This is a genomic window from Streptomyces sp. Tu6071 (genome assembly GCF_000213055.1).
Taxonomy (GTDB): domain Bacteria; phylum Actinomycetota; class Actinomycetes; order Streptomycetales; family Streptomycetaceae; genus Streptomyces; species Streptomyces evansiae.
In genome coordinates, this window is record NZ_CM001165.1 from 132442 (window position 1) to 157964 (window position 25523).

The window sequence follows — 25523 nt, forward strand, 5'->3', positions numbered from 1 at the left end:
TGCGTCTCAGGCGCCGTACGCCGGGGTGCTGAGCCGGGCGCCGCCGAGTTCGTCGACGGCGGCGCGCGCCGCCGCCCGGGTGCTGGGGTACGAGGTGAAGTGGTCGACGGAGCTGATGAAGCCGCCGTCCGCGCGGGGCATGAGGTGCAGGGCGCGGCCGTCGATCGTGGCCCAGTCGGGGCCGTACGCGAGGTGCCTGCCCCGGTACGTCTCGGTCGCGCCGGCACCCGTGGCGGTGTTCTCCCGGGAGGTGCGCAGGAGCGGTGTGAGGGCGCCGGCGGTCCCGGCGAGCCCGGTGAGCGCGAGCAGGGCGCCGAGGACGCCGCGGCGGCGGGGGCGCGGTGGGGCCGGAGGTACGGGGGGTGCGGGCGGGGCGGCTTCGGGGAGCGGTGCGTTTTCGAGGGGGGTGAGTGCGGCCATACGGGTGGGGCTCCGTCCTCGTCGTCGAGTGTGCTGGTCGGGGCGGGGGGCCGCCCGCTGGGGACAACGAGCGGTGCGCGGGGCGGTTGCTCGGCCGTACGGCTTCATCGGTCAGAAGCCGAAGGCGGGAGGGGGGCGAGGAGGGCCGCGAAAGCGCGCAATTCCCGGTGAGTCGCCCTCGATAACAAGGAATCCGGAAACAGGAGTTGAAGGCAGCGAGGGGTCAAAAACCTATCCGTGCACAGGACTTGACGTGTTCGTAACATCGGTGAAGCATCGTCACGCACGGTCCACGACCCTTGGAGTGGCGCACATGCCCTTTCCCCCCACGAAGTCCCGCACCGATCCCCCCACCGGTTCTCCCCACAGAACCGCCGGGTCCACCCGTTCGCGCGGCCGGCGCCGCGCGACCGTGCTCACCGCCGTCTCGGCCCTGCTCACGCCGCTGTTCCTGCTCGCGCCCACGGGGCAGGCGACGGCCGCGGACCTGCCCGGCGGCGGGGATCTCGGCCCGAACGTGAAGGTCTTCGACCCCTCGACCCCCGATATCCAGGGTCAGGTGGACACGATCTTCAAGCAGCAGGAGTCCGCCCAGTTCGGCGACGGGCGCTACCAGCTCCTGTTCAAGCCCGGCACGTATGACAATCTCAATGTCCAACTCGGCTTCTACACCTCGATATCCGGGCTCGGCCTGAGCCCGGACGACACCACCTTCAACGGTGATGTCACCGTGGACGCCGGCTGGTTCAACGGCAATGCCACGCAGAACTTCTGGCGTTCGGCGGAGAACCTGGCGCTCAACCCGGTCAACGGCACGGACCGCTGGGCCGTCGCGCAGGCCGCGCCGTTCCGCCGGATGCACGTCAAGGGCGGGCTCAACCTCGCGCCGGACGGGTACGGCTGGGCCAGTGGCGGCTACATCGCCGACAGCAAGATCGACGGCGAGGTCGGCCCGTACTCGCAGCAGCAGTGGTACACGCGTGACAGCTCGGTCGGCGGGTGGACCAACGGCGTGTGGAACATGGTGTTCTCGGGGGTGAACGGCGCTCCGGCGCAGTCCTTCCCCGAGCCGCCGTACACCACCTTGGACTCGACGCCCGTCTCGCGCGAGAAGCCGTTCCTCTACCTCGACGGGAACGACTACAAGGTGTTCGTCCCCGCCAAGCGCGAGAACGCGCGCGGCACCACCTGGGAGGGGGGCAACCCGGCGGGCGAGTCCCTCTCGCTCGACCAGTTCTACGTGGTCAAGCCGGGTACGAGCGCCGACACGATCAACCAGGCGGTCGAGCAGGGCCTGCACCTGCTCTTCACGCCGGGGATCTACCACGTCGACAAGCCCATCGAGATCAACCGGCCCAATACGGTCGTGCTGGGCCTCGGCTACGCGACGATCGTGCCGGACGGCGGCGCGACGGCGCTGCGCGTCGGCGACGTGGACGGCGTGAAGGTGGCCGGTCTCCTCGTGGACGCGGGCACCACCAAGTCGGACACGCTCGTCGAGGTCGGCACGAAGGGGACGCACACGGACCACGCGGCGAACCCCACCTCGCTCCAGGACGTCTTCATCCGGGTCGGCGGCGCCGGTCCCGGCAAGGCGGACAACGGCATGGTGATCAACAGTGACGACACGATCATCGACCACACCTGGATCTGGCGGGCCGACCACGGCGACGGGGTCGGCTGGGAGACCAACCGCGCGGACTACGGGTTCACGGTGAACGGCGACGACGTCCTCGCGACGGGCCTGTTCGTCGAGCACTTCAACAAGTACGACGTGCTGTGGAACGGCGAGCGCGGCCGGACGATCTTCTTCCAGAACGAGAAGGCGTACGACGCCCCGAACCAGGCCGCGGTCCAGGACGGCGCCACGAAGGGCTTCGCGGCGTACAAGGTCGCGGACTCGGTGCGGACCCACGAGGGCTGGGGGCTCGGCAGTTACTGCAACTTCACCGCCGATCCCTCGATCCAGCAGGACAACGGCTTCCAGGCCCCGGCCAACCCGGGCGTGAAGTTCCACGACCTGCTCGTCGTCTCGCTCGGCGGCATGGGCCAGTACAACCACGTCATCAACGATGTCGGCGGCGCCACCTCGGGCACCGACACGATCCCCTCGCAGGTGGTGTCCTGGCCATAAGCGGCCCGGCACCCACCGCCCCGAGGACAGCCGGGGCCCGGTCACCTTCGCCGGACGGTGACCGGGCCCCGGCCCGTGTCGTGGCAGGGACGGCGGTACGGGGCCCGAGCGATCCGGCGCGTACCGGCCGCGCTCAGCGGCCCCCCGTCACCCGCAGGATCGCCCCGGTCGCGTACGAGGACTCGGGCGACAGGAACCAGGCGACGGCGGCGGCGATCTCGGAGAGTTCACCGATGCGCCGCAGCGGGACCCCGGCGGCCATCCGCGCCGGGCGCTCCGGGTCGGGGTGGAAGTCGGTCACCACGGCGCCGGGGGCGACGGAGTTGACCCGGATGCCGGAGGGGCCGACCTCCTTGGAGAGGCCGATGGTGAGCGCGTCCACGGCGGCCTTGCTCGCCGCGTAGTGAATGAACTCGCCGGGCGAGCCGAGCGTCGCGGCGCCGGAGGAGATGTTGACGATCGCGCCCTGGATGCCGTCGCGCTCCCAGTCGCGCACGGCACGGCGCGCGCACAGCAGGCAGCCGAGGACATTGACGTCGAGTGCGCGGCGCATCCCGGCGGCGTCGGCGTCCGCGAGCCTGCCGATCGGGCCGCTGACACCCGCGTTGTTGACGAGCCCGGTGACCGGGCCGAGCGCGCCGGCCGCCTCGTCGAAGAGCCGCTCGACGTCGGCCTCGTCGGCGGTGTCCCCGCCGATCGCGACGGCCTTCACGCCCCGCGCCCGCGCGTCCTCGGCGACGGCCTCGGCCTCCTCGCGGCCCGCGTGGTAACCGACCGCGACGTGGTGGCCCTCGTCGGCGAGCCGCGCCACGACGGCGGCGCCGATCCCCCGGCTGCCGCCGGTGACCACGGTGACCTGCTGACGGGACATGGCTCCTCCAGGGGCTCGCTCGCTGTGACCCTCACCCTAGACGGGGCACCACCTGCCAAGACGCCCGGCCCCGGCACGCGCGGGGCGTACCGGGGCCGGGCGGGGGCACCGAGCCGGGGAGGGGGCTCGGCGCGGGTTCAGCGCCTGCGGAAGGACTTCAGGTAGCCGCCGGCCGGGGTGCCGACGCCGGTGACGTCGTCGTAGCCGGGGACCGCCTTGAGCGAGGCGTCCTTGCCGAGGACACGCAGGGTCGTCCTCGTCCCGTCGCTGTCGTCGTAGCTGTTGACGTAGTCGGTGCGGACGACCGCGAGCCCCTTGCCCTTGCCGAGCGGGGAGTCGGTGACGTCGTGGTAGGCCGAGGTGCCGTACCGGTCGTAGATCGCCGGGTTGGCGAAGCCGATCGGGACACCGTGCTGCGCCTGCTGCGCGAGGGCCTGCACCCCGGCGACGACGGGCGCGGCCAGCGAGGTCCCGCCGATGCGGTACTCGCCGTACTGGAGCGAGCCGTCGGGGAAGGTCTGCGTCTGGCCCACGAGGAAACCGGTGTTCGGGTCGGCGACCGCCGCGATGTCGGGGATGGTTCGCATGGCCTGCTTGCCGTTCGCCTTCGCGAGCTTCCCGGGCACCACACCGCGCTGGTAGAACGGCTGCTCGACGAGCTTGCTGGTGCCGCCGCCCGCGCCCGAGGTGTAGGCGCCGGGGAAGCCGGTCCAGGAGTCGCCGTCGGCGGAGAGCGGGGCGTTCTGGGTGCCCCAGCCCGTCTCCCACTGGTACTTGTCGCCCTTGCCGACCGCGAGCGAGGTCCCGCCGACCGCGGTCACCCAGGCGGAGTTGGTCGGCATGTCGACCTGCTTCGTCCCGCTCGACGCGACGTTGTCGCCGTTGTCGCCGGAGGAGAAGTAGAAGCCGATGCCCTCGACCGCGCCGCGCTGGAACACCTGGTCGTAGGCGGCGGCACTGGCCGTCGTCTCGTTCGACTCCAGGTCGCCCCAGGAGTTGGAGACGATGTCCGCGAGGCGCCCGTCGACGACCTTGCTGAGCGAGTCGAGCAGGTCGTCGTCGTAGCAGGAGGCGGCACCGGCGTAGACGATGTCGGCGTCCGGGGCGACGGCGTGCACGGCCTCGACGTCGAGGGTCTCCTCGCCGTACCAGCCGGAGGCGCCGCATTCCTCGGTGCTGTCGTAGTCCGTGGGCAGAACCTGGGTGAGCTGGCCCTTGCGGAACTTCTTGTCACCGTTGCGCTTGGCGTACTGGCTCGCGTCGGCGGCGATGGTGGGCGAGGCGTAGGCGTCGGTGATCGCGACGGTGACGCCCTTGCCGGTCTCCTTGCCCGCGCCGTAGGCGGCACGGAGCTGCTTGCCCGTGTACCCCTTGACGGCGTACGGGGCCTTCGAGCCGAAGGCCGAGGGCAGCTTCTTGTTCGTCTTCGAGCCGAAGTACGTCGAGAAGGGCCCGGCGTTGCGGAAGACGGCGTCCGGCGGCGGCAGCGTCTCGTCGTGGCGCGCCTTGTGCGGGGCGTTGTCGAGGCCCGTCACGGTGAGGACGGCGCCGTCGAGCGAGGCCGGCACCGACGGGGTCGAGAGCGGCGCGTGGTAGGTGTGGCCGCTACGCGCGTAGTTGTGCAGCTTGGTGGAGAAGGCGCGCTCGACGGCGGAGGCCCGGCCGGTGACGGTGAGGTAGTTCTGGTCCCGGTCGGCGACCTGGAGCCCGGCGCCGTGCAGCCAGGAGGTGATCTCGCTGATCTGGTGCGCGTCGGCGCCGAAGCGCTCCCGCGTCTGCTTCGGCGTGAGGTACTTGCCGTAGGCGGGCGAGGAGGGGTCGGAGACCTGGGTGGCGTAGCGGGCGAGGCCCGCCGCGTCACGCCCGGCCAGGTAGACCCGGACGGTGAGCTGCTTGCCCGCGGACAGGGCGCCGCGGTCGGCGGAGCCCGTGGCCCAGTGCGGGGTGAGCCCGGCGAGCGTCTGGCGCTTCACGGCGTGGCCGGAGTCGGCGGAGGCCGCGGGAACGGCGAGTGCGAGGCACCCGACGGCCAGCGGCAGCGCGGCGGCCCGCAGCATCGCGGCGCGCGAACGGGGACGAACAGGTCTCATGAAACCCCCTGGGGTGACGGAGGGATGAGGTGCGGTCTTCCAGGACACGGCCGCACGCACCGTTCACTCTGTCGATCAAGTGTTCACGTGGGGTCCATGCGTTGGTCTGGGAAGTGCCAAAGGCGGACCACGGCAACACCAAAGCGCTCCCCAAGTGGGCACATCACAAAGGGACATGACGCCCTTTCCAGCACCGGTACCCCACCTCACCCCGCCCCGCACGCCCCTCCGTACACGCGCCGCCCGCCTGCCCCGGGCCCGGCCGGAAGGGCTTCGACTGGCGCGCGCACGAGGCCGAACTCAACTCACCGCTCTCGCACTTCGCCGATATCGACGGCACCCCGGCGCACTACCTGCGCTCGCCCCCTCGCCGAGCCCTCGGGCCACGGCGGCACCTCCCGCGACGCCTTCACGGCGGCTGCCGGCACGAGCAGAGCACGCGCCCGCTCACGCCGAGCCCCGCTCTCGCGGACTCCCCCGCCGGGCTGCTCGCCCGGATCGTGGAGAAGTACCGCGCCTGGACGGACCGCGGCGGGGAGCCGCGGACGCGGACGAGCGACGACGACGCCCTGACGCAGGCGTCGCTGCACTGGTTCACGGACACGAACTCCACCTCGTTCCTGCCCTCCTGGGAGTACGACCGGGGTTTGACCCGCCGCGTCACGCGTGTCCCCGCCGCCGTGGCCGTCTCCCCGGCCGACCTGACCGTCCGCCGCGCCGCTGGGCGGACCGCGCCCTCGACTTCGCGCGCCACACGGCGTGGCCCCTTCGCGGCGTGGGAGGCACCGGGGTTTACCGCCACGGACTTGAGGGAGCTCTTCGGGCGCCCTGGCGCCGCGTCCTGAGCCCCTGTCACGGTGCGGACGCCTCGGCGCCGGTCCCGTAGCGCTCCGCCGAGGCGCGGGCGTGGGCCGCGCAGCGGGCGCGCAGGGTGGGCGGGGCGAGGATCTCGGCGTCGGCGCCGAGGGGGGCGAGCTGCTCGAAGGCGACGTCCTCGGACTCGGTGGGGACCGTGACGGTGACGCGGCCGTCCGGGGCCGGTGGGCCGGGTATCAGTCCATCGGTGCTCGCGGGGCCGAGCGCGGTGGGGAGGCGGCGCAGGCCCTCGGGGGTCAGGCACAGCGTGACGGGGGTGCGCAGCAGGGCGCGGGCGAAGCGCTCCGCCTCGGCGCGCCAGTGCGTGGCGAGGTCGAAGGAGGCCAGGCGGACGAAGGGCTCGCACGGTTCGAGCGTGGTGACGCGTTCGACGCGGTACGTGCGCCACGCGGCGGTCCGCGCGCCCTCGCCGGGGACCCGCCCGACCACGTACCAGACCCCGGCCTTGAGGACGAGGCCGTACGGCTCGTAGACGCGGGCGACGGTGCGGGCGGGGCGGTCCTCGCGCGCCGGGCGGGCGTAGCGCAGGCGGACCGTGCGGTCGTCCCACACGGCGCGGGCGAGGGCGGGGAGGAGCGGGGGCGCGGCGGGTTCGCTGAACCAGGCGGGGGCGTCGAGGTGGAAGCGGCGCACGGAGGACTCGGCGGCGGCGCGCAGCGAGGGGAGCAGGGTGGCGGCGAGCTTGAGGCGCGCGGTGCCCGCGGCCTGGCCGAGGCCGAGGTCGGCGAGCGCGGTGGGCAGTCCGCCGAGGTAGAGAGTCTCGGCCTCGGTCGGGTGCAGGCTCGTGAGCCGCGTGCGGTGCCCGGGGGCGAGGTGGTAGCCGCCGGCCCGCCCGCGCTCCGCCCGTACCGGGACGCCCGCCTCCCGGAGGGCCTGCGCGTCGCGGATCACGGTGCGCTCGGAGACCTCCAGGGCGCGCGCGAGCGCGGCGGCGGTGAGGCCGGGCGAGGACTGGACGAGCAGGGCCATGCGCAGGAGGCGGGCGGCGCGCATCGGCTCAGAGCGCCGCGGTGTTCCGGTCGTCCACCTCGGCCTGGGTGCGCGCGAACCACGCGGACTCCTCCTCGCCGAGCGCCCGCTCGATGCGGAGGAGGGAGAAGCGCTCCAGGGGCGGGAGGGCGTCGAGCGCGAACCAGCCGACCTCCAGGGACTCCTCGTCGGCGGCGAACGCCTCGCCGCCCGTGGCACGGCAGCGGAAGGTGAGGTCGAGGAACTGGCAGCGGTCGCCGTTGGGGTAGGCGATCGGCTTGAGGGTCTCGACGAGGACGAGGCGTTCGACCTCGCAGTGCACCCCGGTCTCCTCCTGGACCTCGCGGACGATGGTCTCGGCGGGCTGTTCGTCCGGTTCGCAGATCCCTGCGGGAAGGTTCCATCTGCCGGTGTCGGCGCGGCGTCCGAGGAGGAGGCGTCCCGCCTCGTCGAGGACGACACCGCTGACGCCGGGCAGGAGGAGAAGGTCCTGGCCGATCTTCTGGCGCAGGCCGAGGATGAATTCCGGGGTGGGCATGGCCCGACCCTATCGGGAGGCGCCGCGCGTGAGCCCGCGCACCGGGCGGGGGCTCACGCGCTGACGCGGACGGGGCCGGGGGGACGCCCGGACCGGGGCTCAGGCGGCGCGGCGCCCGCGCACGCCGCGGGTGATCGCCCAGGCGAGGCCACCGGCCGCGACGACGACGAGTGCCGTCTCGGGCGCGATGCCCATCCGGGTCGCCGGGGTCTCCGAGGTGCGCAGCGGGACGTCGTCGACGAGCGTCGCGGGCACGAACATGCCCGTGCGCTGAACGATCTCCCCGTCCGGGCGGATGACGGCGCTGACCCCGCTGGTGACGGGCACGGTGACGCTGCGGCTGTGCTCGACGGCGCGGACGCGGGACATGGCGAGCTGCTGGTAGGTCATCTCGCTGCGGTCGAACGTCGCGTTGTTGCTCGGCACGGAGATCAGCTCGGCACCGTGGGTGACGGTGTCGCGCACGGCCCAGTCGAAGGCGGCCTCGTAGCACGTGGCGATGCCGACGCGGGTGCCGTCGATGGTGAAGACGCCGGGGGCGGTGCCGCGGCTGAAGTCCTGGGCGACCATCGTCGTCCAGGAGTCGTTGATCCTGTGGAGCAGGGAACGCATCGGCAGGTACTCGCCGAAGGGCTGGATCTGCCGCTTGTCGTACGTCGCCGTGGGGCCCTTGCCCGGGAGCCACAGGACCTGCTCGTTGTAGAGCTTGCCGTCGTCCTTCTCGACGACGGCGCCGACCGAGATCGGGGCCTTGATCGCCTGCGCCGCGCTGTCGATCGCGGCGCTCGCGTCGGGGTTGCGGAAGGGGTCGATGTCGGAGGAGTTCTCGGGCCACAGCACGAAGTCGGGTCGCTTGACCTCGCCGCGGTCCACGCGCTCCGCGAGCCGCTTGGTCTCCTTGACGTGGTAGTCGAGGACGGCGCGGCGCTGGGCGTTGAACTCCAGGCCGGCGCGGGGCACGTTGCCCTGGATGACGGCGACCCGCGCCGTGCCGGCCTCCGCCTCGTCCGAGACGAGCGCGCGCGAGGCGAGGGCGCCGGCGAGGGGCAGGAGGACGGCGAGACCGGCGGTGAGCGCGGCGGCGCGGGGCAGCACGCCGCGCGCGCGGCGCTCGTACAGCGCCCGCCCGGCCGCGTACAGGCCGAAGCCGCACAGGACGACGGCGAAGCCGAGCACGGGCGTGCCGCCGAGCGCGGCGAGCGGCAGGAAGACGCCGTCGGCCTGGCCGAAGGCGACCTTGCCCCAGGGGAAGCCGCCGAAGGGGACCCGGGCGCGGGCGGCCTCGCCCGCCGTCCAGAGCGCCGCGGCCCACAGGGGCGCGGCGGGCAGCCGTGAGACGAGGGCGATCCCGGCGCCGACGAGGGCGCCGAAGACCGCTTCGGCGGCGGCGAGCGCGAGCCAGGGTCCGGAGCCGACCTCGACGCCGGTCCAGACGAGGAGCGGGAGGAAGTAGCCGAGACCGAAGAGGTAGCCGAGGCCGAGTCCCGCCTTCCAGCTCCGGCCGTGGAGGACCCAGGCGAGCAGGGCGAAGGCGGGGAGCGCGAGCCACCACACCGTACGGGGCGGGAAGCTCAGGTACAGGAGCACGCCGGCGAGGACGGCGCCGGCGGCGGGCACGAGGCGCAGCAGTCGCCGCCCGCCCCGGGACGCGGGGGCGGGCGGCGAGGCTTCGTCCGGTGGGGAAAGGGTGACGGTCACGCTCCGGAGTTTACGGCCGGGGGGCGGGAGGTGGCCCTGTGGCGTGGGTCTCGGGTGGGAGGGCGCGTCGCGCGTCCGCCCGGGTCACGCTCCGGCGGGTGCCTGGCCGGGGCCGCCGTGGGTCCCGTAGAGGTGGAGTCGTCTGCGGATCTCGTGGACGGCGGATTCGGCGTCGTCGACGGTGAAGGTGAAGGTGCGGCCGTCGCCGAGGCGCAGGACGACTCCCTCGCCGCGGCGTACGACGACGGCGGTGCCGAGTTCCGGTCGCCAGCGGTAGCCGTAGCCGCCCCACTGGCGCGGGGTGACGGCGGGCGCGAAGTCGGCCTCGACGACGTGGGCGAGGGGGATGCTGCGGCGGGGTACGCCGATGTGCCCGCAGCGGACTTCGAGGGTCGCGTGGTCGACACGCACGGCGACGCTCACGAAGGCGAGGGTGCCGAAGAGGATGAGGAGCCCGGCGAGCAGGCAGCCGACGACCGACATGGCGAGTGCGGCGACGCCGGAGGTCCAGGTGGAGTTGACCGCGAGGGCGATGCCGAGGGCGACGCAGGCGACACCGGCGAGGGCGAGTACCCATTGCACGCGGTTCGTCGCGGTACCCGTCCAGACCTCGGGGTGGGCACCGGCGTCCGCCGGGCCCGTGGGCGCGTCGTCATGGGGTGGATGCCTCATGGCGCCGAGCGTACTCAGAATCCGCGCCCGGGGAGGCCCCCGCGCAGGGGTGCGTCCGGTGGAACCGGCCACACCGGGCGGATTCAGCGGGCGGCGCCGACCCCGGCGAGGAGACGGCCCTCGGCGTAGGCGAGCGCCTCCGGCGGCAGGGGCTCCTCGACGCCGCCGAGGAGGACGGTCAGCTCGCCCGTTCGGGTGAGGTCCGGGGGGCCGCCCGCGGCGCGGCGCAGGGCCTGCGCGGCGACGGCGGGGGCGGAGCCGAGGAGCGTGGGCGCGGCCCCGCCGGGGCGGGTGAGCGCGGCGGCGATACGGGCCCCGACGAGTTCGTAGTGGGTGCAGCCGAGGACGACGACGCGGACCCCGGCGGGGGTGCGGGCGGCGGCGTCGGCGATCGCGGCCTCCGTCGCGGCCTCGTCGGCGTGCTGCACGGCGTCGGCGAGCCCGGGGCAGGCCACCGCGGTGACATTGCCGCCGGGGGCGAATTCGGCGATGAGGCGGCGCTGGTACTCGCTGCCGGTCGTGGCGGGCGTGGCCCAGATCGCGACGGGGGCACCGAAGGCGGCGGCGGGCTTGATCGCGGGGACGGTGCCGATGACGGGGAAGGTGTCCTCGAAGCGGGCGCGGAGCGCGGGCAGCGCGTGCGTCGAGGCGGTGTTGCACGCGATGACGAGCGCGTCGGGCTCAAGGGCGGCGGCGGCCTCGGCGGCACCGAGCGCGAGGCGGGTGATGTCCTCGGAGGTGCGCGGCCCCCACGGCATCGAGGCCGGGTCGCTGGAGAGCACGAGGTCCGCGTCGGGCCGCAGGCCGCGTACCGCGGCGGCGGCGGGGAGCAGGCCGATACCGGAATCGAGGAGCGCGATCTTCACCCGGCCACTTTATGTCATGGGGTGACGCTTCCCCGCGGACGACGGTGGCGGGGGCGGCGGCGGCGTTGCCGCGCGGGGCGTGGGCGGAGGCGTATGCCGCTCCTGCGGGCGGCCGTCGGGGACGGTACCGGCCGCTGCTGCGGGGCGGCCTTCGGCCAAGGCGCTCTCTCCCGCTCCCGCGAAAGCACTGCCACCCGCTCCCGCGAAAGCGCCGCCCGCCCCCGGCACACCGCGTCGCGGGGCCGTCCCGGGGCTCCCTGCCTCCGCCCGCATGTCCGGCCCCGTGCCCCTCCCCCGCTGGTGGCAGACTGCCGCGCGTGAGTGCCGTCATGTGGATCGCCGTTCTGTCCCTCGTGTCCTGGGTGTGGATGCTGCTCGCCCAGGGCTTCTTCTGGCGCACCGACGTCCGGCTGCCGAGGACCGGCGGGGAACCGGAGCGGTGGCCCTCGGTGGCGGTCGTCGTCCCCGCGCGGGACGAGGCGGAGGTGCTGCCGCTGAGCCTGCCCTCGCTGCTCGCGCAGGAGTACCCGGGGCGCGCGGAGGTCGTGCTCGTCGACGACGGCAGCACGGACGGGACGGGCGAGCTGGCGCGCGAGCTGGGGCGACGCCCGGGAGCGCTGCCGTTGCGGGTCGTCTCGCCGGGCGAGCCGCCGCGCGGATGGACGGGAAAGCTGTGGGCGATGCGCCACGGCATCGCGCTCGCCCGCGAGAGCGCGCCCGAGTTCCTGCTCCTCACGGACGCCGACATCGCGCACGAGCCGGACAGCCTGCGCCGTCTCGTGGCGGCGGCGGACGGCGCGGGCCTCGACATGGTCTCGCAGATGGCACGGCTGCGGGTCGCGAGCGCGTGGGAGCGGATGGTGGTCCCCGCATTCGTCTACTTCTTCTCGCAGCTCTACCCCTTCCGCAGGGTCAACAAGGCCGCCTCGCGGACGGCGGCGGCCGCGGGCGGCTGTGTGCTCCTGCGCACGCGCACGGCGGAGGCGGCGGACATCCCCGACGCGATCCGCCAGTCCGTCATCGACGACGTCGCCCTGTCGCGCGCGGTCAAGCGCGTGGGGGGCCGTATCTGGCTCGGCCTCGCCGACCACGTCGACAGCATCCGGCCCTACCCCGCGCTGCGCGACCTGTGGCGGATGATCTCGCGCAGCGCGTACGCGCAACTGCGCCACAACCCGCTGGTCCTGCTCGGCACCGTGCTCGGCCTCGCGCTCGTCTACCTCGTCCCGCCGTGCGCCCTGGCGGCCGGGCTGCTCGCGGGCCACGCGGGGACGGCGCTCGCGGGCGGCCTCGCCTGGCTCGTCATGGCGGGCACGTACCTGCCGATGCTGCGCTACTACCGGCAGCCGTGGTGGCTCGCGCCGCTGCTGCCCGTGACGGCCTTCCTCTACCTGCTGATGACGGTGGACTCGGCGGTGGAGCACTACCGGGGCCGGGGCGCGGCATGGAAGGGCCGCACGTACGCGGCGCCGGAGGCGGTGGAGGCGGGAGAGGGCTGAACTCCCCTTCGCGGCGGGGGTGTCGGGCTCTTGTCGTACGTGCCCCGCTGGCGGGTCGGGGCACGTCGGCGCCCGGTCTCCAGAAGGGTGAACGCCCCCGCGGAACCAGGGCCCGGCGAGGTTCCACGACGCGCCGGACGAACCCCGGGTAACGCCGTGGGAACATGCAATTCACGTGAAGTTTAGGCAATCTGATGACCGATTTGGTCGCCTTCGATCGCATTGCGGGCGGGGACCCGACAGGGACGCACAAAACAACCTTCTTATCGGTCTCCCCAACCAGCACATCGTGGGCTTAACTTATGTGCCATGACCTCCCCCCGCCCCACCTACGGCAGCGGCTACTATTCCGCGCCGTCTTTCCCGGACACTCCGATCTACGACTCGCTCGTAGCGGAGCGGGGCACACCGCAGATCGCGCCGATCCGGGTGCCGTCCCTGTACGAGCCGAGCGGGAGCTCCCTGCCCGCGCTCCCCCCGGCGCTGCCCGCCCTGCCGGCCGCGCCCGCCCCCGTGTCCCCGCCTCCCACGGCGTACTACGGCCAGCCGCCGCAGCAGCCCATGGCACCGATGCCGCCCGCGCCGCAGCCGTACATCCCGCAGCAGCCCGCGCCGCAGCGCGGCGGCTACCCGGGGGTCCCGCAACAGGGCGGCTACCGGCCCGCGCCGCAGCCCGCGACGGGGTACGAGGCGATGCGCCCCACGGCCCCGCGCCCGCAGCAACCCGCGCCCGCCCCGTACCAGGACCCCTACCAGAGCGGCCCCTACCGGCCGTACTGAGCGCGGCGCCGGCCGCATCCGTCCGGGAAGCGGGACGCCCGGCACCGGGCCGCCCACGCGGCGCGCGGTGCCGGGCGTCTCGCGTACGGGCCAGGGGCGAGCCCCGCGGCGGCGGAAGCCTCCCGCGCCGCGAAACCGTGCCCCGCGCGGCGGCGAACCGTGCCCCGCCCGGGCCGGAAGGCCGCGCGCGAGCGGTGGGAAAATGTCGCCCATGCCCGCAGTCTCACTCGTCTCCGTCCACATCCACCCGCTCAAGGCGGCCCGCGCCCTCGACGTCTCCGAGGCCGTCGTCGAGCCCTGGGGTCTCGCCGGGGACCGCCGCTGGATGCTCGTGGACGGCGAGGGGCGTCAGCTGACTCAGCGTGAGGAACCGCGTCTCGCGCTGCTGGACGTGCGCAGGAGGGACGACGGGAGCCTCGTGCTCAACGGTCCGGGCGGCCCCGCTCCCTGCCACGTGCCCGTCCCCGCCGGGGAGAGCGTCGTCGTGGAGCTGTTCCGCAACAAGGTCGAGGTCGTCCCGGCGGCGGACACCGCGTCCGCGTGGTGCACCTCGTACCTCCGCCGTCCCGTGCGCCTCGTGCACCTCGGCGCGCCCGCGTCGGCGCGCCCCGTGGACCCGGCGTACGCGCGCCCCGGCGACACCGTGAGCCTCGCGGACGGCTACCCGCTGCTGCTCACGAGCCTGTCCTCGCTGGACGCCCTCAACTCCCTCATCGCCGCGGACGGACCGAGCGCCGAGGGCCCGGTGCCGATGGGCAGGTTCCGGCCCAATCTGGTCGTCTCGGGCAGCGCGCCCTGGGCCGAGGACGGCTGGGGCCGGGTGCGGATCGGCGAGGTCCTCTTCCGGGTGACGAAGCCGTGCGGGCGCTGCGTCGTGACGACCGTCGACCAGGCCACGGCGGTGCGCGGCAAGGAACCGCTGCGGACCCTGGCGCGGCACCGCAGACGGGACGGCAAGGCGATGTTCGGCATGAACCTCGTACCGGAGTCGGCCGGTTCGGTGCGAGTCGGTGACCGGCTGACGGTGGTCGGCGCGGGCGGCGCGGGGGCGGTCGCATAGCCTGCTGCCCGCCGGGAACGGGTACGGCGGGGGCGGACCGCGGGCGCCGGGCGGCGCCTGCGGGAAAGGGGGTGGCGCGTCGTGCGAGCCATCTTGGGGCTGTGGACCTGGCGGCACAATCCGCTGCGGCGCGCGAGCGACCGGATCGAGGGCTGGGCGGGCCTGGTGACGGCCCTGCTGCTCCTCCTCCTCGTCCCCGTCGCCGGGGTGCAGGCGGCCTCGCACACGCGCACCGCGCTCCTGCGGACCGTGGCGGAGCAGCGCCACGACCGGGTACGGGTGACCGCGACGGTGCTGGGCCCCGAGCGCGGCACGCACTTCGACACCGACCCCGAGACCGGCGCCGGGCGGGTCGGCGAGGTGCGGGTACGGGCCGTGTGGACGGGCCCGGACGGCGTGCGCCGCGCCGGTCTCGCGAACGCCGCGCTGGCCGCGCCGCGCAGGGGCGACACCTTCCCCGTGTGGACCGACGCCCGAGGCCGCCTGATGCCCCGTCCGCTCGACGTGGCCAGCGCCGAGGCGCACGCCTTCCTCGCGGGAGTCGGCGCGGGCACGGCGGCGGTCGTGCTCCTGGAAGGCGGGCGGCGGGTCCTGGTGTGGCGGCTGCGCCGGGCCCGGCTCGTGGCCTGGGAACGGGAGTGGCGGCGCACGGGCCCGGACTGGGGGCGCGCGGGCACGGGGAGCTGACGGGCGCACGCCGAGCCGGGCCGGGCACGTGCCGGTGGCGTGGGCCCGGACACGGTCAACTCCCGCTGTCCTCACACGCTACGGTGGACCGCGCGCCGGTCCGCAGGACACGCGTCATACTTCCCGCGTACGCACGAGGTGGGGGCACAGCAGCACATGGCACAGGGCACGGTCCAGGTGACGCACACCGGTACGTCGCGGTGGCGGCGCCGCACGGGCGAGTACGCCTCGCTCTCCGCCGCCCTGGAGGCCGCGGGGGACGGCGACGTCCTCAGCATCGGCCCGGGGACGTACCGGGAGAACCTCGTGGTACGGCAGGCGGTGACGCTGCGCGCCGTGGACAACGCGGCGGGTCCGGTCAGGATCGCGCCCACGGACGGCATCCCGCTCACCGTGCGCGGCGCCGCGCTCGTCCAGGGACTGCACATCGAGGGGCAGGACTCGGCGGTGCCCGCCGTCCTCGTCGAGGACAGCGCGCCCGAGCTGGAGGGCCTGCGGATCATGACGCGGTCCGCCGTGGGGCTGGAGGTGCGCGGCGGGGCACGGCCCACGGTCCGGGCCGTCACGGTCGACAACGCGGGCGGCCTCGGGATCGCCGTGCTCGCCGGGGCGAGCGGCATCTTCGAGGACTGCGAGGTCGTCGCGGCGGGGCAGTCGGGGATCGTGGTGCGGGACGGGGCGCACCCGCGCCTGGAGCGCTGCCGGGTGCACCACGCCTCGGGGGCCGGTTTCGCCGTGACGGGCGAGGGCAGCGGCCTGGAGGCGATCGGCTGCGAGATCTACGAGATCAAGGGCTCGGCGCTCCAGCTCAGCCAGCGCGGCACCGCGTACCTGACGGACTGCGCGCTGCACCGTACGACGGCGAACGGCGTCACGCTCGACACGGACGCGGTGCTCACGCTCGCCGACTGCCGCCTGCACGACATCCCGGAGAACGCGGTGGACCTGCGCTCGCGCTCGGTCCTGACGCTCACCCGTTCCTCCGTCAGCCGTTTCGGGCGCAACGGCCTGTCGGTGTGGGACCCGGGCACGCGCGTGGACGCCAACCAGTGCGAGATCCACGACTCGACCGGTGACTACCCGGCGGTGTGGGTGAGCGACGGCGCGACGGCGGTGCTCGACTCCTGCCGGGTGCACGACGTGCCGGACGCGCTCTTCGTCCTCGACCGCGGTTCGCGCGTCGACGTCGTCGACAGCGACCTCGCGCAGGTGCGCAACACGGCGGTCTCGGTGAGCGACGGGGCGATCGCCCAGCTCGACGACTGCCGGATCACGAAGGCGTCGACGGGCGCCTGGTTCCGCGACCACGGCAGCGGCGGCACGTTGAGCGGCTGCGCGGTCGCGGACGTGCAGACCGGCGTCATCGTCACGAAGGGGGCCGATCCCGCGGTGGAGCGGTGCACCGTGACGGGGGCCGCCGAGTCGGGGTTCTACGTGTCGGCCGACGGGCGCGGCACGTTCACGTCGTGCAAGGTGAGCGACAGCGCGGGGTACGGCTTCCACCTCATCGGCGGCGACCGCACGACGCTGCGGCGCTGCCGCACCGAGCGGTGCGCGCGCGGCGGTTACGAGATCGCGGAGGGCAACGGCGGCAGTCCGGTCGTCGAGGACTGCGCGAGCGACGAGAGCGCGGCGGCCCCGGCCGCCCCCGCCGCGACGGCCCCGGTGCTGCCGCCGGTGGGCGGCGAGACGCTCGTGCGCGAGACGGCCCCGGTCGGGCTGCTCGGCGGCGTACCCGCGCCTCGGCAGGGGACGACGGCTCCGGAGGGCACGGCCGGGGAGGAACGGCCCGCGCGTACGCCCGAGGACGTCCTCGCCGCGCTCGACGCGCTCGTGGGGCTCGACAGCGTCAAGCGCGAGGTGCGCGCGATGACGGACATGATCGAGGTGGGCAGACGGCGCCAGGCCGCCGGGCTCAAGGCGGCATCGGCCCGCCGCCACCTCGTCTTCACCGGCTCCCCCGGTACCGGCAAGACGACGGTGGCGCGCCTGTACGCGGAGATCCTCGTGGCGCTCGGGGTCCTGGAGAAGGGGCACCTCGTCGAGGTCTCGCGCGTGGACCTGGTCGGCGAGCACATCGGCTCGACGGCGATCCGCACGCAGGAGGCGTTCGGGCGGGCGAAGGGCGGGGTGCTCTTCATCGACGAGGCGTACGCGCTCTCGCCCGAGGACTCGGGGCGCGACTTCGGGCGCGAGGCGATCGACACGCTGGTCAAGCTCATGGAGGACCAGCGCGACGAGGTCGTCGTCATCGTCGCCGGCTACACGGCCGAGATGGAACGCTTCCTCGCGGTCAACCCGGGTGTGGCCTCCCGCTTCTCACGGACCATCACCTTCGGGGACTACGGCCCGGAAGAGCTGCTGCGCATCGTGGAGCAGCAGGCCGAGGAGCACGAGTACGAGCTGGCGGAGGGCACCGGCGAAGCGCTCCTGAAGTACTTCACGGCGATCCCGAAGGACGCGGGTTTCGGCAACGGGCGCACGGCCCGCCAGACCTTCGAGGCGATGGTCGAACGCCACGCGGGGCGGGTGGCGCAGCTCCCGAGCCCGGACACGGCGGACCTGACGCTGCTGTACCCGGAGGACCTGCCGGAGTTGAGGTGAGGGGGCCGGGGCTCTCCCGAGAGTTCGGGGTTTCCCGAGGGGCCGGGGTTTCCTGAAGGTCCGGCTGTGTTGCCGAAGCCATCGCTCACGTGCGGCACGGCTCACGTGGGGCACGCGAGCAGGCGGCCTTCGTGCCCGTTCCCCGGTAGCTCCCCCCCCTCCCCTACGGGCGGGCCGCCGGTCAGGCGCCGGCCGCGCCTCCGGTGGGCTCCGCCTCCTCCGGTGCCGTGCTTGCGCGGTCGGGCTGGCGGGGGACGGGGCCTGTGGGGCGCAGGCGGTGGAGGAGGGCGGCTCGGGCCGTGGCGAAGGCGGGGTCGCAGGGGTAGTCGCCGTGGCCGTGGATCGGCGGCGGGAGGGGCTCGTCGGGGGTGCGGCCGTAGGCGAGGGGGTCGCGGAGGGGGGCGTGGTCGACGCCGGGGACGCGGACGGGGCCGCCGATGGGGTCGGTGGCGCGGTAGAGGTTGGTCCAGCGGTCGACGTCGGTGTGCAGGCCGGTGAGGGCCGTGGGGCCGAAGTGGGCGGGGAACCAGCGGCCGTAGAGGCGTTCGAGCGGGGAGCCGTAGGTGAGGAGGGCGATCCTGCCGCGGACCTGCGGCGGCAGTTGCCAGGCCGCGGCGGCGGCGAGCACGCTGCCCTGGGAGTGGCCGGAGAGGACGAGCCTCCCCCCGGTGCGCGCGGTCCACGTCGCCATGCGCCACGTCAGGTCGGGGACGGCCCGCTCGGCGTAGCAGGGCGGCGCGAAGGGGTGCGCGGCGCGCGGCCAGAACGTACCGACGTCCCACAGGATGCCGATCGTGCGGCGGGCGTGCGGATCGCGGTAGGCGCGGCGGCCGAAGGCGAGGAAGAGCAGCGCGGCGAGTCCGGTGAGCCAGGAGCCGAGCGCCTGGCAGGTCTGCGCGAGACCGTGCACGGCGGCGGGCAGTCCGGTCGTCGCCTCCCCCGGCACCTCGCCGCTCGTCCAGGCCCCGACGAGCGCCACGGCGCCGAGGAGCAGGGTCCCGGCCGCGCCGAGGCCGAGGAGGGCGGGCGCGCGGTCGGTGAGCGCGGCGGCGGCGCGGGTGAGGGCGATGGCGCGGGTACGGGCCTCGTCGTGCCGTACGCCGGGGTAGTCCGCTTCGACCCGCGCGGCTCCGGCGCGGGCGCGGCGCCACGTGGCGATGCCGAGCCTCGCGGCGAGCAGGAGCAGGAGGAGCAGCATCGGCGGGAGCACGGCGGCCTGCCAGGAGAGCAGGACCGGCGGTCCCGGCAGCGGACTCGTACCCTCGCCCGGGGTCGCCGGGCCGTCGAGCCAGTCGGCGACGCGCTGGGCGAGGCCGCCGGTGAGGACACCGCCGAGAGCGCAGGCGAGGAGGGCGGTCGCGGGGCCCCCGTAGCCGCGCAGCGCTGTGCGCAAGTCGGGGGCGCTGCGGTGCAGGAGGGCGGCGACGGCCGCGAGGGCGAGGACGAGGAGCCCTTGGGTGAGGGTGAGGACGCGGAAGAGGGCGTCCCCGGGGAGGGTGCCGGTGGAGCGGTCGGCCGGGCGGTCGGCGAGGGCGTAGCCGAGGGTCGCGAGGAGGAGGACCAGGGAGGCGAGTGGCAGGGCGCGGACGGTGAGGCGGTCGAGGGTGAGGTCGAGGCGCCGTTCGCTGCGGCCACGGCGGCAGACGGCGGCGAGGACGAGCACGCCGAGGACGGCGCAGAGGCCGCACAGGAGGCGCCCGGCGAGGACGGGACCGTCGTGCGCGGCGTCCTGCGCGGTGACGGCCGTGCCGACAGCCGCGGCGACGGTGAGGAGCGCCGCGGCGGTGTGCGCGGCGCGCAGCCTGGCGACGATGCGGCGGCCGTACCAGAAGCCGGGGCGGGCGAGGGCGGGCGTGTCGCGCGGGACCTTCGCGTCATGGGCGGGGGCCGTCGCGGTGGCCCCGGCGTCGGGCGCGGACCCGGTGTCGTCCGTCGCGGCGGGAAGCGGTCGCTGGTTCTCGTACGCGCTCCAGGTCTTGTGCGCGAGGAACCAGAGGAGCAGGACGAGCGCGGCGGGGACGAGCGCGGCGAGGGCGAGGCGGCGGCCGGGCTGGGTCCACCAGTCGCCAGGTGAGGTGTGCGGGGAGAGGAAGCCGAGCCAGGCGCGGCCCTCGGCGCAGGCGGCGGTGCCCGCGCACTGCCAGGCGGTGAGGTCGAGGGCGACCTCGCAGGCGGCGGCGACCAGGAGGACGGTGAGGCTGAGGCCGAGGAGGCGGACGAGCGCCCCGTACAGGCGCACGAGACGCGGGCGGCGCAGGGCGCGCGGGCGCATCCAGTGGGCGAGGTTGACGACCATGAAGGGAAGGAGGAGGAGCCACAGGGCGCGGCTCGCGTCTCCGGAGGTGAGGTTGCACCAGACGTACGCCTCCTGGACGGGCGCGTCCGCCTCGGGCCTGGGCGCCCGGGAGGCGTCCTCGCGTGGGGGTGCGGCGTCGTGTGGAGCTGCGTCCGCACGTGGCGGTACGTGCTCGCCGGGAGGCGCGTCCTCCTCGCGCGGTGGCGCGTCCTTCGCGCGGCGGTAGAGGGCGGCCGTGTCGTCACCTGCGACGCGGACCGTGTGCGGATCGTCGAGCATCTCGGCGGGGGTGGTGCCCCCGACTCCGTGGACCAGCAGTTCGAGGGCGGGCTGCTCCCCCGGGGCGGACTGCACGCGCGGTTCTCCCTGTGAACGGACGGGCGGGCGGGGCGGGTTCTCGTACGGGGGCGGCGGGCGAAGGTGTGGCGTACGGGACGGGTGGGGCGGGTGCGCTCGGCGTACCGTACCCCCGCCGCGTGACCGGCGAACGGCTGTCCCGGCCCGTACGGGACTGTCATGTCCCCTCCGAGCATGGCGGGGCGGGGGCCCGCCCGGAAGGGGTCGGGCGCAGAGTCCCCCGGTCGGGTGACGCGGCGCCGGGAACCGCCCCGCCGGGGCGGCCTCGCCGACGTGGGAGGATGACGGGGGCGCCACGGCGGGAGCCGGGAGCGCCGGAGCACGGCGGGGGTGTCCCCACGCTCCGTCGCGCGGTGCGGAACGGGGCAGGGGACCACAGCAGCGGAAGGACCGGGCGGACGTGAGCGAAAACCTGAACCTCCTCGCCGAGCAGCGCCGGGCCGTCATCCTCGACGAGGTGCGGCGGCGCGGCGGCGTGCGGGTCAACGAGCTGACGAAGCGGCTCGGTGTCTCGGACATGACGGTGCGCAGGGATCTCGACGCGCTCGCCCGGCAGGGGGCGGTGGAGAAGGTGCACGGCGGCGCGGTGCCGCCCGCCGAGGCGAGCAGCCACGAGCCGGGCTTCGAGGCGAAGTCGGGCCGGGAGCAGGGCGCGAAGGAGAGCATCGCGCGCGTGGCCGCCGAACTCGTCGCGCCAGGGACGGCGATCGCGCTCTCGGGCGGCACCACGACGTACGCGCTCGCCCAGCGGCTCGTGGAGGTGCCGGAGCTGACGGTGGTGACGAACTCGGTGCGGGTGGCCGATGTCTTCCACCGGGCGCACGAGGGGCGGCAGGGCCGGGCGACGGTCGTGCTGACGGGTGGGGTGCGCACGCCCTCGGACTCGCTCGTGGGCCCGGTGGCCGACGCCGCGATCGCCTCGCTCCACTTCGATCTGCTCTTCCTCGGGGTGCACGGCATATCCGCGCGCGCCGGACTGTCGACGCCGAACCTCGCGGAGGCGGAGACGAACCGGCGGCTCGTGGCGGCGGCCCGGCGCGTGATCGTCGTCGCGGACCACACCAAGTGGGGGACGGTGGGGCTGAGTTCCTTCGCGCCGCTGAGCGCGGTGGACACGGTGGTGACGGACGAGGGCCTGCCGCGGGAGGCACGCGAGGAGCTGGCGGAGCGGGTGGAAGCGGTGCTGGTGGCGGACGCCCCGCCCGTGGTCTGAGCCACGGAGTCGGCGCCGACGGCCCACGGCCCCCCTCCCGGACGCGGACTGGCCCGGGGCCCGGACGGAAGGCGGGCGGCCCGGGGCCCGGACGGAAGGCGGGCGGCCCGGGGTCCAAACGGAAGACGGGCGCCGCACGAGTCCGTCACCGCCTCCCGGGGCCCTTGCGGGAGATCGCTCGGCTCAGCTCGCCGGGCCGCTCGGCCACGTACCGCTCGCGAGGAAGGTCTCCAGGGTCGCGGTGTACGGGGTGATGTCGAGGCCCTGCGCGGCGAGCCATTCGTCCGCGTAGTACTTGTCGAGGTACCGCTCGCCCGGGTCGCACAGGAGGGTGACGACGCTGCCGCGTTCGCCGTGCGCGACCATCTCGGCGACGATGCGCAGGGCGCTCCACAGTCCGGTCCCCGTGGAGCCGCCCGCCTTCCGGCCGAGGACGCGTTCGAGGAGGCGCACGGCGGCGATGCTCGCGGCGTCGGGCACCTTCATCATGCGGTCCACGGCGCCGGGCACGAAGCTCGGTTCCATCCGGGGGCGTCCGATGCCCTCGATGCGCGAGGCGCGGTCGCTCACCGCCCCGGGGTCGTGCTGGGTCCAGCCCTCGTAGAAGCAGGAGAAGTCGGGGTCGGCGACGCAGACGCGGGTGTCGTGGCGCATGTAGTGCACGTAGCGGCCGAGGGTCGCCGAGGTGCCGCCGGTGCCCGCCGTGGCGACGATCCAGGCGGGTTCGGGGTAGCGCTCCTCGCGAAGCTGCTGGTAGATCGACTCGGCGATGTTGTTGTTGCCGCGCCAGTCGGTGGCGCGTTCCGCGTACGTGAACTGGTCCATGTAGTGGCCGCCGGTCTCCGCCGCGAGCCGGGCCGACTCCGCGTAGACCGTCCGGGGATCGTCGACGAAGTGACATCGCCCGCCCTGGAACTCGATGAGCCGGCACTTCTCGCGGCTCGTGGAGCGGGGCATGACGGCGATGAAGGGGACCCCGATGAGGCGGGCGAAGTACGCCTCCGAGACGGCGGTGGAGCCGCTGGACGCCTCGACGACGGGCGCCCCCGGCCTGATCCAGCCGTTGCACAGCGCGTAGAGGAAGAGCGAGCGGGCGAGGCGGTGCTTGAGGCTCCCGGTGGGGTGCGTGGACTCGTCCTTGAGGTAGAGATGCACGTCCCAGTGGGCGGGGAGCGGGAAGCGGAGGAGGTGGGTGTCTGCGCTGCGGTTGGCGTCGGCCTGCACCTGCCGGACGGCCTCCTTGAGCCAGGCCCGGTAGGAGGGATCGCTCCGGTCGGCGTCGAGGGTGCGGGCCGGGACCTCGGGGGTGCGCGCCGGGGCGTCGGGGGTGTGCGCCGGGGGGCCGGGGCGGTTCTGCTCGGGGGTGGGCACGACGCCGCTCCAGTGGAATGGGCGCGGGAGGCCGCGCGCGGGCTGATGAGGCCCGATTCTAGACCTCCTCGCACCACTTCTCACCTGCATAAACACCTCTTTGAGGGGCCGAAGCACAAGCTTGGGGGCACACGCTCTGCGGGTGGGAGCACGACGGGCTCACGGGGACGTCGGCGGTGCGCGCGGGGGCTCGTCGAGGGGCGTACGGGTGCGCCCGCGCGCGCTCCCGGTGGGGGTGCCGGGCCCTGGTGCGGGGCCTCGGGCCCGTGCAGACTGCACCACGGACGCGCGCCCCGTGGCCACAGCCGACGGGGCTCGCCGCGCGTTCTGCGAGGGGGCGAGTGGTGGTACGGGTCGTGGCGACGAGTTGCGGGGGCGGTTGCCCCGGGTCACCCTGGACACACCTCACTCTGGGTCCACCGGCGATGACGCTGTGAACCAGCCGCCGTACCGGTCCCCCTGTACGTCGGCGGGAGTGCGAACCGCCGGCCGCGAGCATCGTCTTCTTCCGGACTCACCTCGGGGAGTGACAGCCGTGATCAGCCAGCCCAGCAGGCACTGCGCGGTGGAGCTTCAGGCCCTGCCGTCGCGGATCGGTCAGGTCCGCAGAATCGTGTCCGCCCAGTTGCGTTACTGGCATCTCGACGCCTTGATCGACCAGGCGACCCTCGGGGTGACCGAATTGCTCACCAACGTGCACCGGCACGCGAAACCGGACAAGACCTGTTCCGTCGAGATCGAGTTCCTGCTCGGGGTGCTCACGGTCTCGGTGCGCGACCGCGACCCGAAGTTCCCCGAGTTGCGCCGGGCGCCGGACACGGAGACGTGCGGACGCGGCCTCGCGCTCGTCGCGGCGGTCAGCGAGAGCTGGGGCGTGCGCCCCGACGAGCGCGGCAAGGTCGTGTGGTTCACGCTCGCCGCCGCCGAGGAGGCGGCCCCGGCCCCCGCCGTGACGCCGCACCGCCGGTACGGGGCGGGCGCGGAACCGTTCGCGGAGGTGCGGGCGGAGGAGCGCGCGGGACGGCGGGGGGTGCGGGCGGTGGGAGTGGGCTGAGAGAGTTCCGCCCGCCCGTTCCGGACCTGTGCCCCGCGATCCGCCTCTCGACCGCGGCGCACAGGCCGGAGCCCGGACCAACTCCGTGCCGCGCGCGCCGTTCTGACGGGTCAGGAGCCGGTCTCGCACGCATCGGCCCCGTCCGACCGCCACCCGCGAGGGCATGGGCGCTCCGGTTCAGCCGTTCAGCGCGGCCAGGGGATCGTCCAGGACCGGTTGCCACGCCAGTTCGGCGGCGCCGACGAGGCTGCCGCGGTCGAGGGCGGTGGCGAGGACGGGGACGCTGCCGCTGCGGCCCCACAGGCTGCGGTCCGCGATCACGGCGTGCAGGCGCTCGGGTGCCACCGCGAGGAGTGTGCGGTGGAGGCCGCCGAGGAGGATGCGGTCGGGGTTGAGGATGTTGACGAGGCCCGCGAGACCGAGGCCGAGGCGGTCGGTGAGCGTTTCGACGGCGGCGCGCACGGCGGGGTCCTCCCCGTGCGCGGTGACGAGGTCCTGCGCCTCGCGGAGCTGGGAGTCGCCGGGGGTGCGGCCGAGCGCGAGGAGGAAGGCGCGCGGATCGGTCTCGACGTCGAGGCAGCCCCGCGAGCCGCAGTAGCAGGGGTGTCCCCCGGGCCGTACGACGAGGTGCCCGACTTCCAGGGCCAGTCCCGAACTGCCGGTGTGGGGGCGCCCGTCCACGACGAGCGCGCCCCCGACGCCGCGGTGGCCGGTCGCGACGACGAGCAGATGGCGGGCGCCGCGCCCGGCGCCGTGGCGGTGCTCGGCGAGCGCCATGAGGTTGATGTCGTTGCCCGCGAACGCGGGGACGTCGAGGCCCGCGGCGCGCACCTGCGCGGCGAAGATGTCGCCTACGGGGGCACCGGCGGGCCAGGCGACGTGCAGCGGGTTGAGCGCCGTGCCCTCGGGTTCGGCGACGGCGGACGGCACGGCGAGACCGGCGCCCACGCAGCGTCTTCCGGTGTCGCGCAGCAGCGCGAGGCCCGCGGCGACGACGGAGCCGAGCACGTCCGCCGGATCGGCACCGACCATCTCGCAGCCGGGCGAGGTCGCGACGAGCCGCCCGCCCAGGCCGACGAGGGCGGCGCGGTAGCCGTCCGCGTGCACCTGCGCGGCGAGGACGACAGGGCCCTCCGGGTCGAGCGCGAGCCGGTGGGAGGGGCGGCCGTGCGAGCCCGCGGGGGCCGCGGGGCGTGCGTCGACCCTGATCAGCCCGAGCGATTCCAGCTCGGCGGCCACAGCGCCCGCGGTGGCGCGCGTGACCCCCAGCGCGGAGGTGAGGACGGCGCGGGTGGGGGCGCGACCGGTGTGGACCAGTTCGAGCGCGGGGCCGAGCGCGCCGCGTCCGCGCTCCAGCCGGGTCCGCTCCCCCGGAGTCCGCTCGCCCCGGGCACGTCCCGCGGCGGCGCCGTCCACCCGCGCGTCGTCCGGGGTACGGGCCGCTGCCTCCTTGCCGTTCATGTCGGCG

The 25523-nt window shown here is 74.7% G+C and carries 19 protein-coding genes; 8 read left to right on the forward strand and 11 right to left on the reverse strand.

All coding sequences use genetic code 11. From position 1 onward, the window contains the following. Nucleotides 1-6: 6 nt before the first annotated feature. Nucleotides 7-420, reverse strand: coding sequence for a tyrosinase family oxidase copper chaperone (locus tag STTU_RS32550; protein ID WP_043253636.1), 414 nt, complete (start codon nt 418-420; stop codon nt 7-9). A 313-nt stretch (nt 421-733) separates the two neighbouring features. Here STTU_RS32550 and STTU_RS00530 point away from each other — a divergent pair, with 313 nt between their 5' ends. Then, nucleotides 734-2554 (forward strand): hypothetical protein, encoded by a 1821-nt coding sequence (locus tag STTU_RS00530; RefSeq protein ID WP_043256933.1) that lies wholly within the window; start codon nt 734-736, stop codon nt 2552-2554. A gap of 133 nt (nt 2555-2687) precedes the next feature. Here STTU_RS00530 and STTU_RS00535 read toward each other — a convergent pair whose 3' ends face one another. The 7 genes from STTU_RS00535 to STTU_RS00570 form a co-directional block, all read right to left on the reverse strand. Continuing rightward, nucleotides 2688-3425: an SDR family NAD(P)-dependent oxidoreductase gene (locus STTU_RS00535; RefSeq protein ID WP_007818714.1), complete on the reverse strand. Its 738-nt coding sequence runs from the start codon at nt 3423-3425 to the stop codon at nt 2688-2690. 137 nt (nt 3426-3562) lie between these two features. Next, on the reverse strand, nt 3563-5515 hold the full coding sequence (locus STTU_RS00540; RefSeq protein WP_043253638.1) for a S53 family peptidase: 1953 nt from the start codon (nt 5513-5515) through the stop codon (nt 3563-3565). Between the two features lie 852 nt (nt 5516-6367). Next, nucleotides 6368-7384: a helix-turn-helix transcriptional regulator gene (locus tag STTU_RS00550; protein ID WP_007818717.1), complete on the reverse strand. Its 1017-nt coding sequence runs from the start codon at nt 7382-7384 to the stop codon at nt 6368-6370. 4 nt (nt 7385-7388) lie between these two features. Next, the gene (locus tag STTU_RS00555; RefSeq protein WP_007818718.1) at nt 7389-7898 is read right to left on the reverse strand and encodes an NUDIX hydrolase; all 510 of its coding nucleotides are present in this window, start codon (nt 7896-7898) and stop codon (nt 7389-7391) included. Between the two features lie 99 nt (nt 7899-7997). Continuing rightward, nucleotides 7998-9596 (reverse strand): apolipoprotein N-acyltransferase, encoded by a 1599-nt coding sequence (gene lnt, locus STTU_RS00560; protein ID WP_007818719.1) that lies wholly within the window; start codon nt 9594-9596, stop codon nt 7998-8000. 84 nt (nt 9597-9680) lie between these two features. Further along, nucleotides 9681-10268: a hypothetical protein gene (locus STTU_RS00565; protein WP_007818721.1), complete on the reverse strand. Its 588-nt coding sequence runs from the start codon at nt 10266-10268 to the stop codon at nt 9681-9683. An 83-nt stretch (nt 10269-10351) separates the two neighbouring features. Beyond that, nucleotides 10352-11134 (reverse strand): glutamate racemase, encoded by a 783-nt coding sequence (locus STTU_RS00570; RefSeq protein ID WP_007818722.1) that lies wholly within the window; start codon nt 11132-11134, stop codon nt 10352-10354. 329 nt (nt 11135-11463) lie between these two features. Here STTU_RS00570 and STTU_RS00575 point away from each other — a divergent pair, with 329 nt between their 5' ends. The 5 genes from STTU_RS00575 (at nt 11464) to STTU_RS00595 (ending at nt 17764) form a co-directional block, all read left to right on the forward strand. Further along, complete coding sequence (locus STTU_RS00575; RefSeq protein ID WP_007818723.1) at nt 11464-12633, forward strand: glycosyltransferase; 1170 nt, start codon at nt 11464-11466, stop codon at nt 12631-12633. 309 nt (nt 12634-12942) lie between these two features. Next, the gene (locus STTU_RS00580) at nt 12943-13413 is read left to right on the forward strand and encodes a DUF6643 family protein (protein WP_043253640.1); all 471 of its coding nucleotides are present in this window, start codon (nt 12943-12945) and stop codon (nt 13411-13413) included. 211 nt (nt 13414-13624) lie between these two features. After that, nucleotides 13625-14473 carry an MOSC domain-containing protein gene (locus STTU_RS00585; RefSeq protein WP_043253642.1) on the forward strand — a complete coding sequence of 283 codons (849 nt, stop codon included), beginning with the start codon at nt 13625-13627 and terminating at the stop codon, nt 14471-14473. An 81-nt stretch (nt 14474-14554) separates the two neighbouring features. Next, nucleotides 14555-15160, forward strand: coding sequence for a hypothetical protein (locus STTU_RS00590; protein ID WP_043253645.1), 606 nt, complete (start codon nt 14555-14557; stop codon nt 15158-15160). A gap of 156 nt (nt 15161-15316) precedes the next feature. Next, nucleotides 15317-17764, forward strand: a complete 2448-nt coding sequence (locus tag STTU_RS00595; protein WP_007818728.1) for a right-handed parallel beta-helix repeat-containing protein — start codon at nt 15317-15319, stop codon at nt 17762-17764. Between the two features lie 181 nt (nt 17765-17945). Here the strand turns inward: STTU_RS00595 and STTU_RS00600 are convergent, their stop codons facing one another. After that, complete coding sequence (locus tag STTU_RS00600; protein ID WP_007818729.1) at nt 17946-20414, reverse strand: hypothetical protein; 2469 nt, start codon at nt 20412-20414, stop codon at nt 17946-17948. A gap of 403 nt (nt 20415-20817) precedes the next feature. On the opposite strand from STTU_RS00600, the gene STTU_RS00605 reads away from it, so the two are divergent. Continuing rightward, nucleotides 20818-21630, forward strand: coding sequence for a DeoR/GlpR family DNA-binding transcription regulator (locus STTU_RS00605; RefSeq protein ID WP_007818735.1), 813 nt, complete (start codon nt 20818-20820; stop codon nt 21628-21630). 183 nt (nt 21631-21813) lie between these two features. On the opposite strand, the gene STTU_RS00610 is transcribed toward STTU_RS00605, so the two are convergent. After that, nucleotides 21814-23001 carry a PLP-dependent cysteine synthase family protein gene (locus STTU_RS00610; RefSeq protein ID WP_043253647.1) on the reverse strand — a complete coding sequence of 396 codons (1188 nt, stop codon included), beginning with the start codon at nt 22999-23001 and terminating at the stop codon, nt 21814-21816. 535 nt (nt 23002-23536) lie between these two features. On the opposite strand from STTU_RS00610, the gene STTU_RS00615 reads away from it, so the two are divergent. Further along, the gene (locus tag STTU_RS00615) at nt 23537-24055 is read left to right on the forward strand and encodes an ATP-binding protein (protein WP_009070991.1); all 519 of its coding nucleotides are present in this window, start codon (nt 23537-23539) and stop codon (nt 24053-24055) included. Between the two features lie 177 nt (nt 24056-24232). On the opposite strand, the gene STTU_RS00620 is transcribed toward STTU_RS00615, so the two are convergent. Next, nucleotides 24233-25516: an ROK family protein gene (locus STTU_RS00620; protein WP_007818739.1), complete on the reverse strand. Its 1284-nt coding sequence runs from the start codon at nt 25514-25516 to the stop codon at nt 24233-24235. Between the last annotated feature and the right edge of the window lie 7 nt (nt 25517-25523).

Excerpts from the sequence above, each read along its gene's own strand:
- STTU_RS32550 (WP_043253636.1), bottom strand. The coding sequence starts at position 420 with ATGGCCGCACTCACCCCCCTCGAAAACGCACCGCTCCCCGAAGCCGCC.
- STTU_RS00530 (WP_043256933.1), top strand. The coding sequence starts at position 734 with ATGCCCTTTCCCCCCACGAAGTCCCGCACCGATCCCCCCACCGGTTCT.
- STTU_RS00535 (WP_007818714.1), bottom strand. The coding sequence starts at position 3,425 with ATGTCCCGTCAGCAGGTCACCGTGGTCACCGGCGGCAGCCGGGGGATC.
- STTU_RS00540 (WP_043253638.1), bottom strand. The coding sequence starts at position 5,515 with ATGAGACCTGTTCGTCCCCGTTCGCGCGCCGCGATGCTGCGGGCCGCC.
- STTU_RS00550 (WP_007818717.1), bottom strand. The coding sequence starts at position 7,384 with ATGCGCGCCGCCCGCCTCCTGCGCATGGCCCTGCTCGTCCAGTCCTCG.
- STTU_RS00555 (WP_007818718.1), bottom strand. The coding sequence starts at position 7,898 with ATGCCCACCCCGGAATTCATCCTCGGCCTGCGCCAGAAGATCGGCCAG.
- STTU_RS00565 (WP_007818721.1), bottom strand. The coding sequence starts at position 10,268 with ATGAGGCATCCACCCCATGACGACGCGCCCACGGGCCCGGCGGACGCC.
- STTU_RS00575 (WP_007818723.1), top strand. The coding sequence starts at position 11,464 with ATGTGGATCGCCGTTCTGTCCCTCGTGTCCTGGGTGTGGATGCTGCTC.
- STTU_RS00580 (WP_043253640.1), top strand. The coding sequence starts at position 12,943 with ATGACCTCCCCCCGCCCCACCTACGGCAGCGGCTACTATTCCGCGCCG.
- STTU_RS00585 (WP_043253642.1), top strand. The coding sequence starts at position 13,625 with ATGCCCGCAGTCTCACTCGTCTCCGTCCACATCCACCCGCTCAAGGCG.
- STTU_RS00595 (WP_007818728.1), top strand. The coding sequence starts at position 15,317 with ATGGCACAGGGCACGGTCCAGGTGACGCACACCGGTACGTCGCGGTGG.
- STTU_RS00620 (WP_007818739.1), bottom strand. The coding sequence starts at position 25,516 with ATGAACGGCAAGGAGGCAGCGGCCCGTACCCCGGACGACGCGCGGGTG.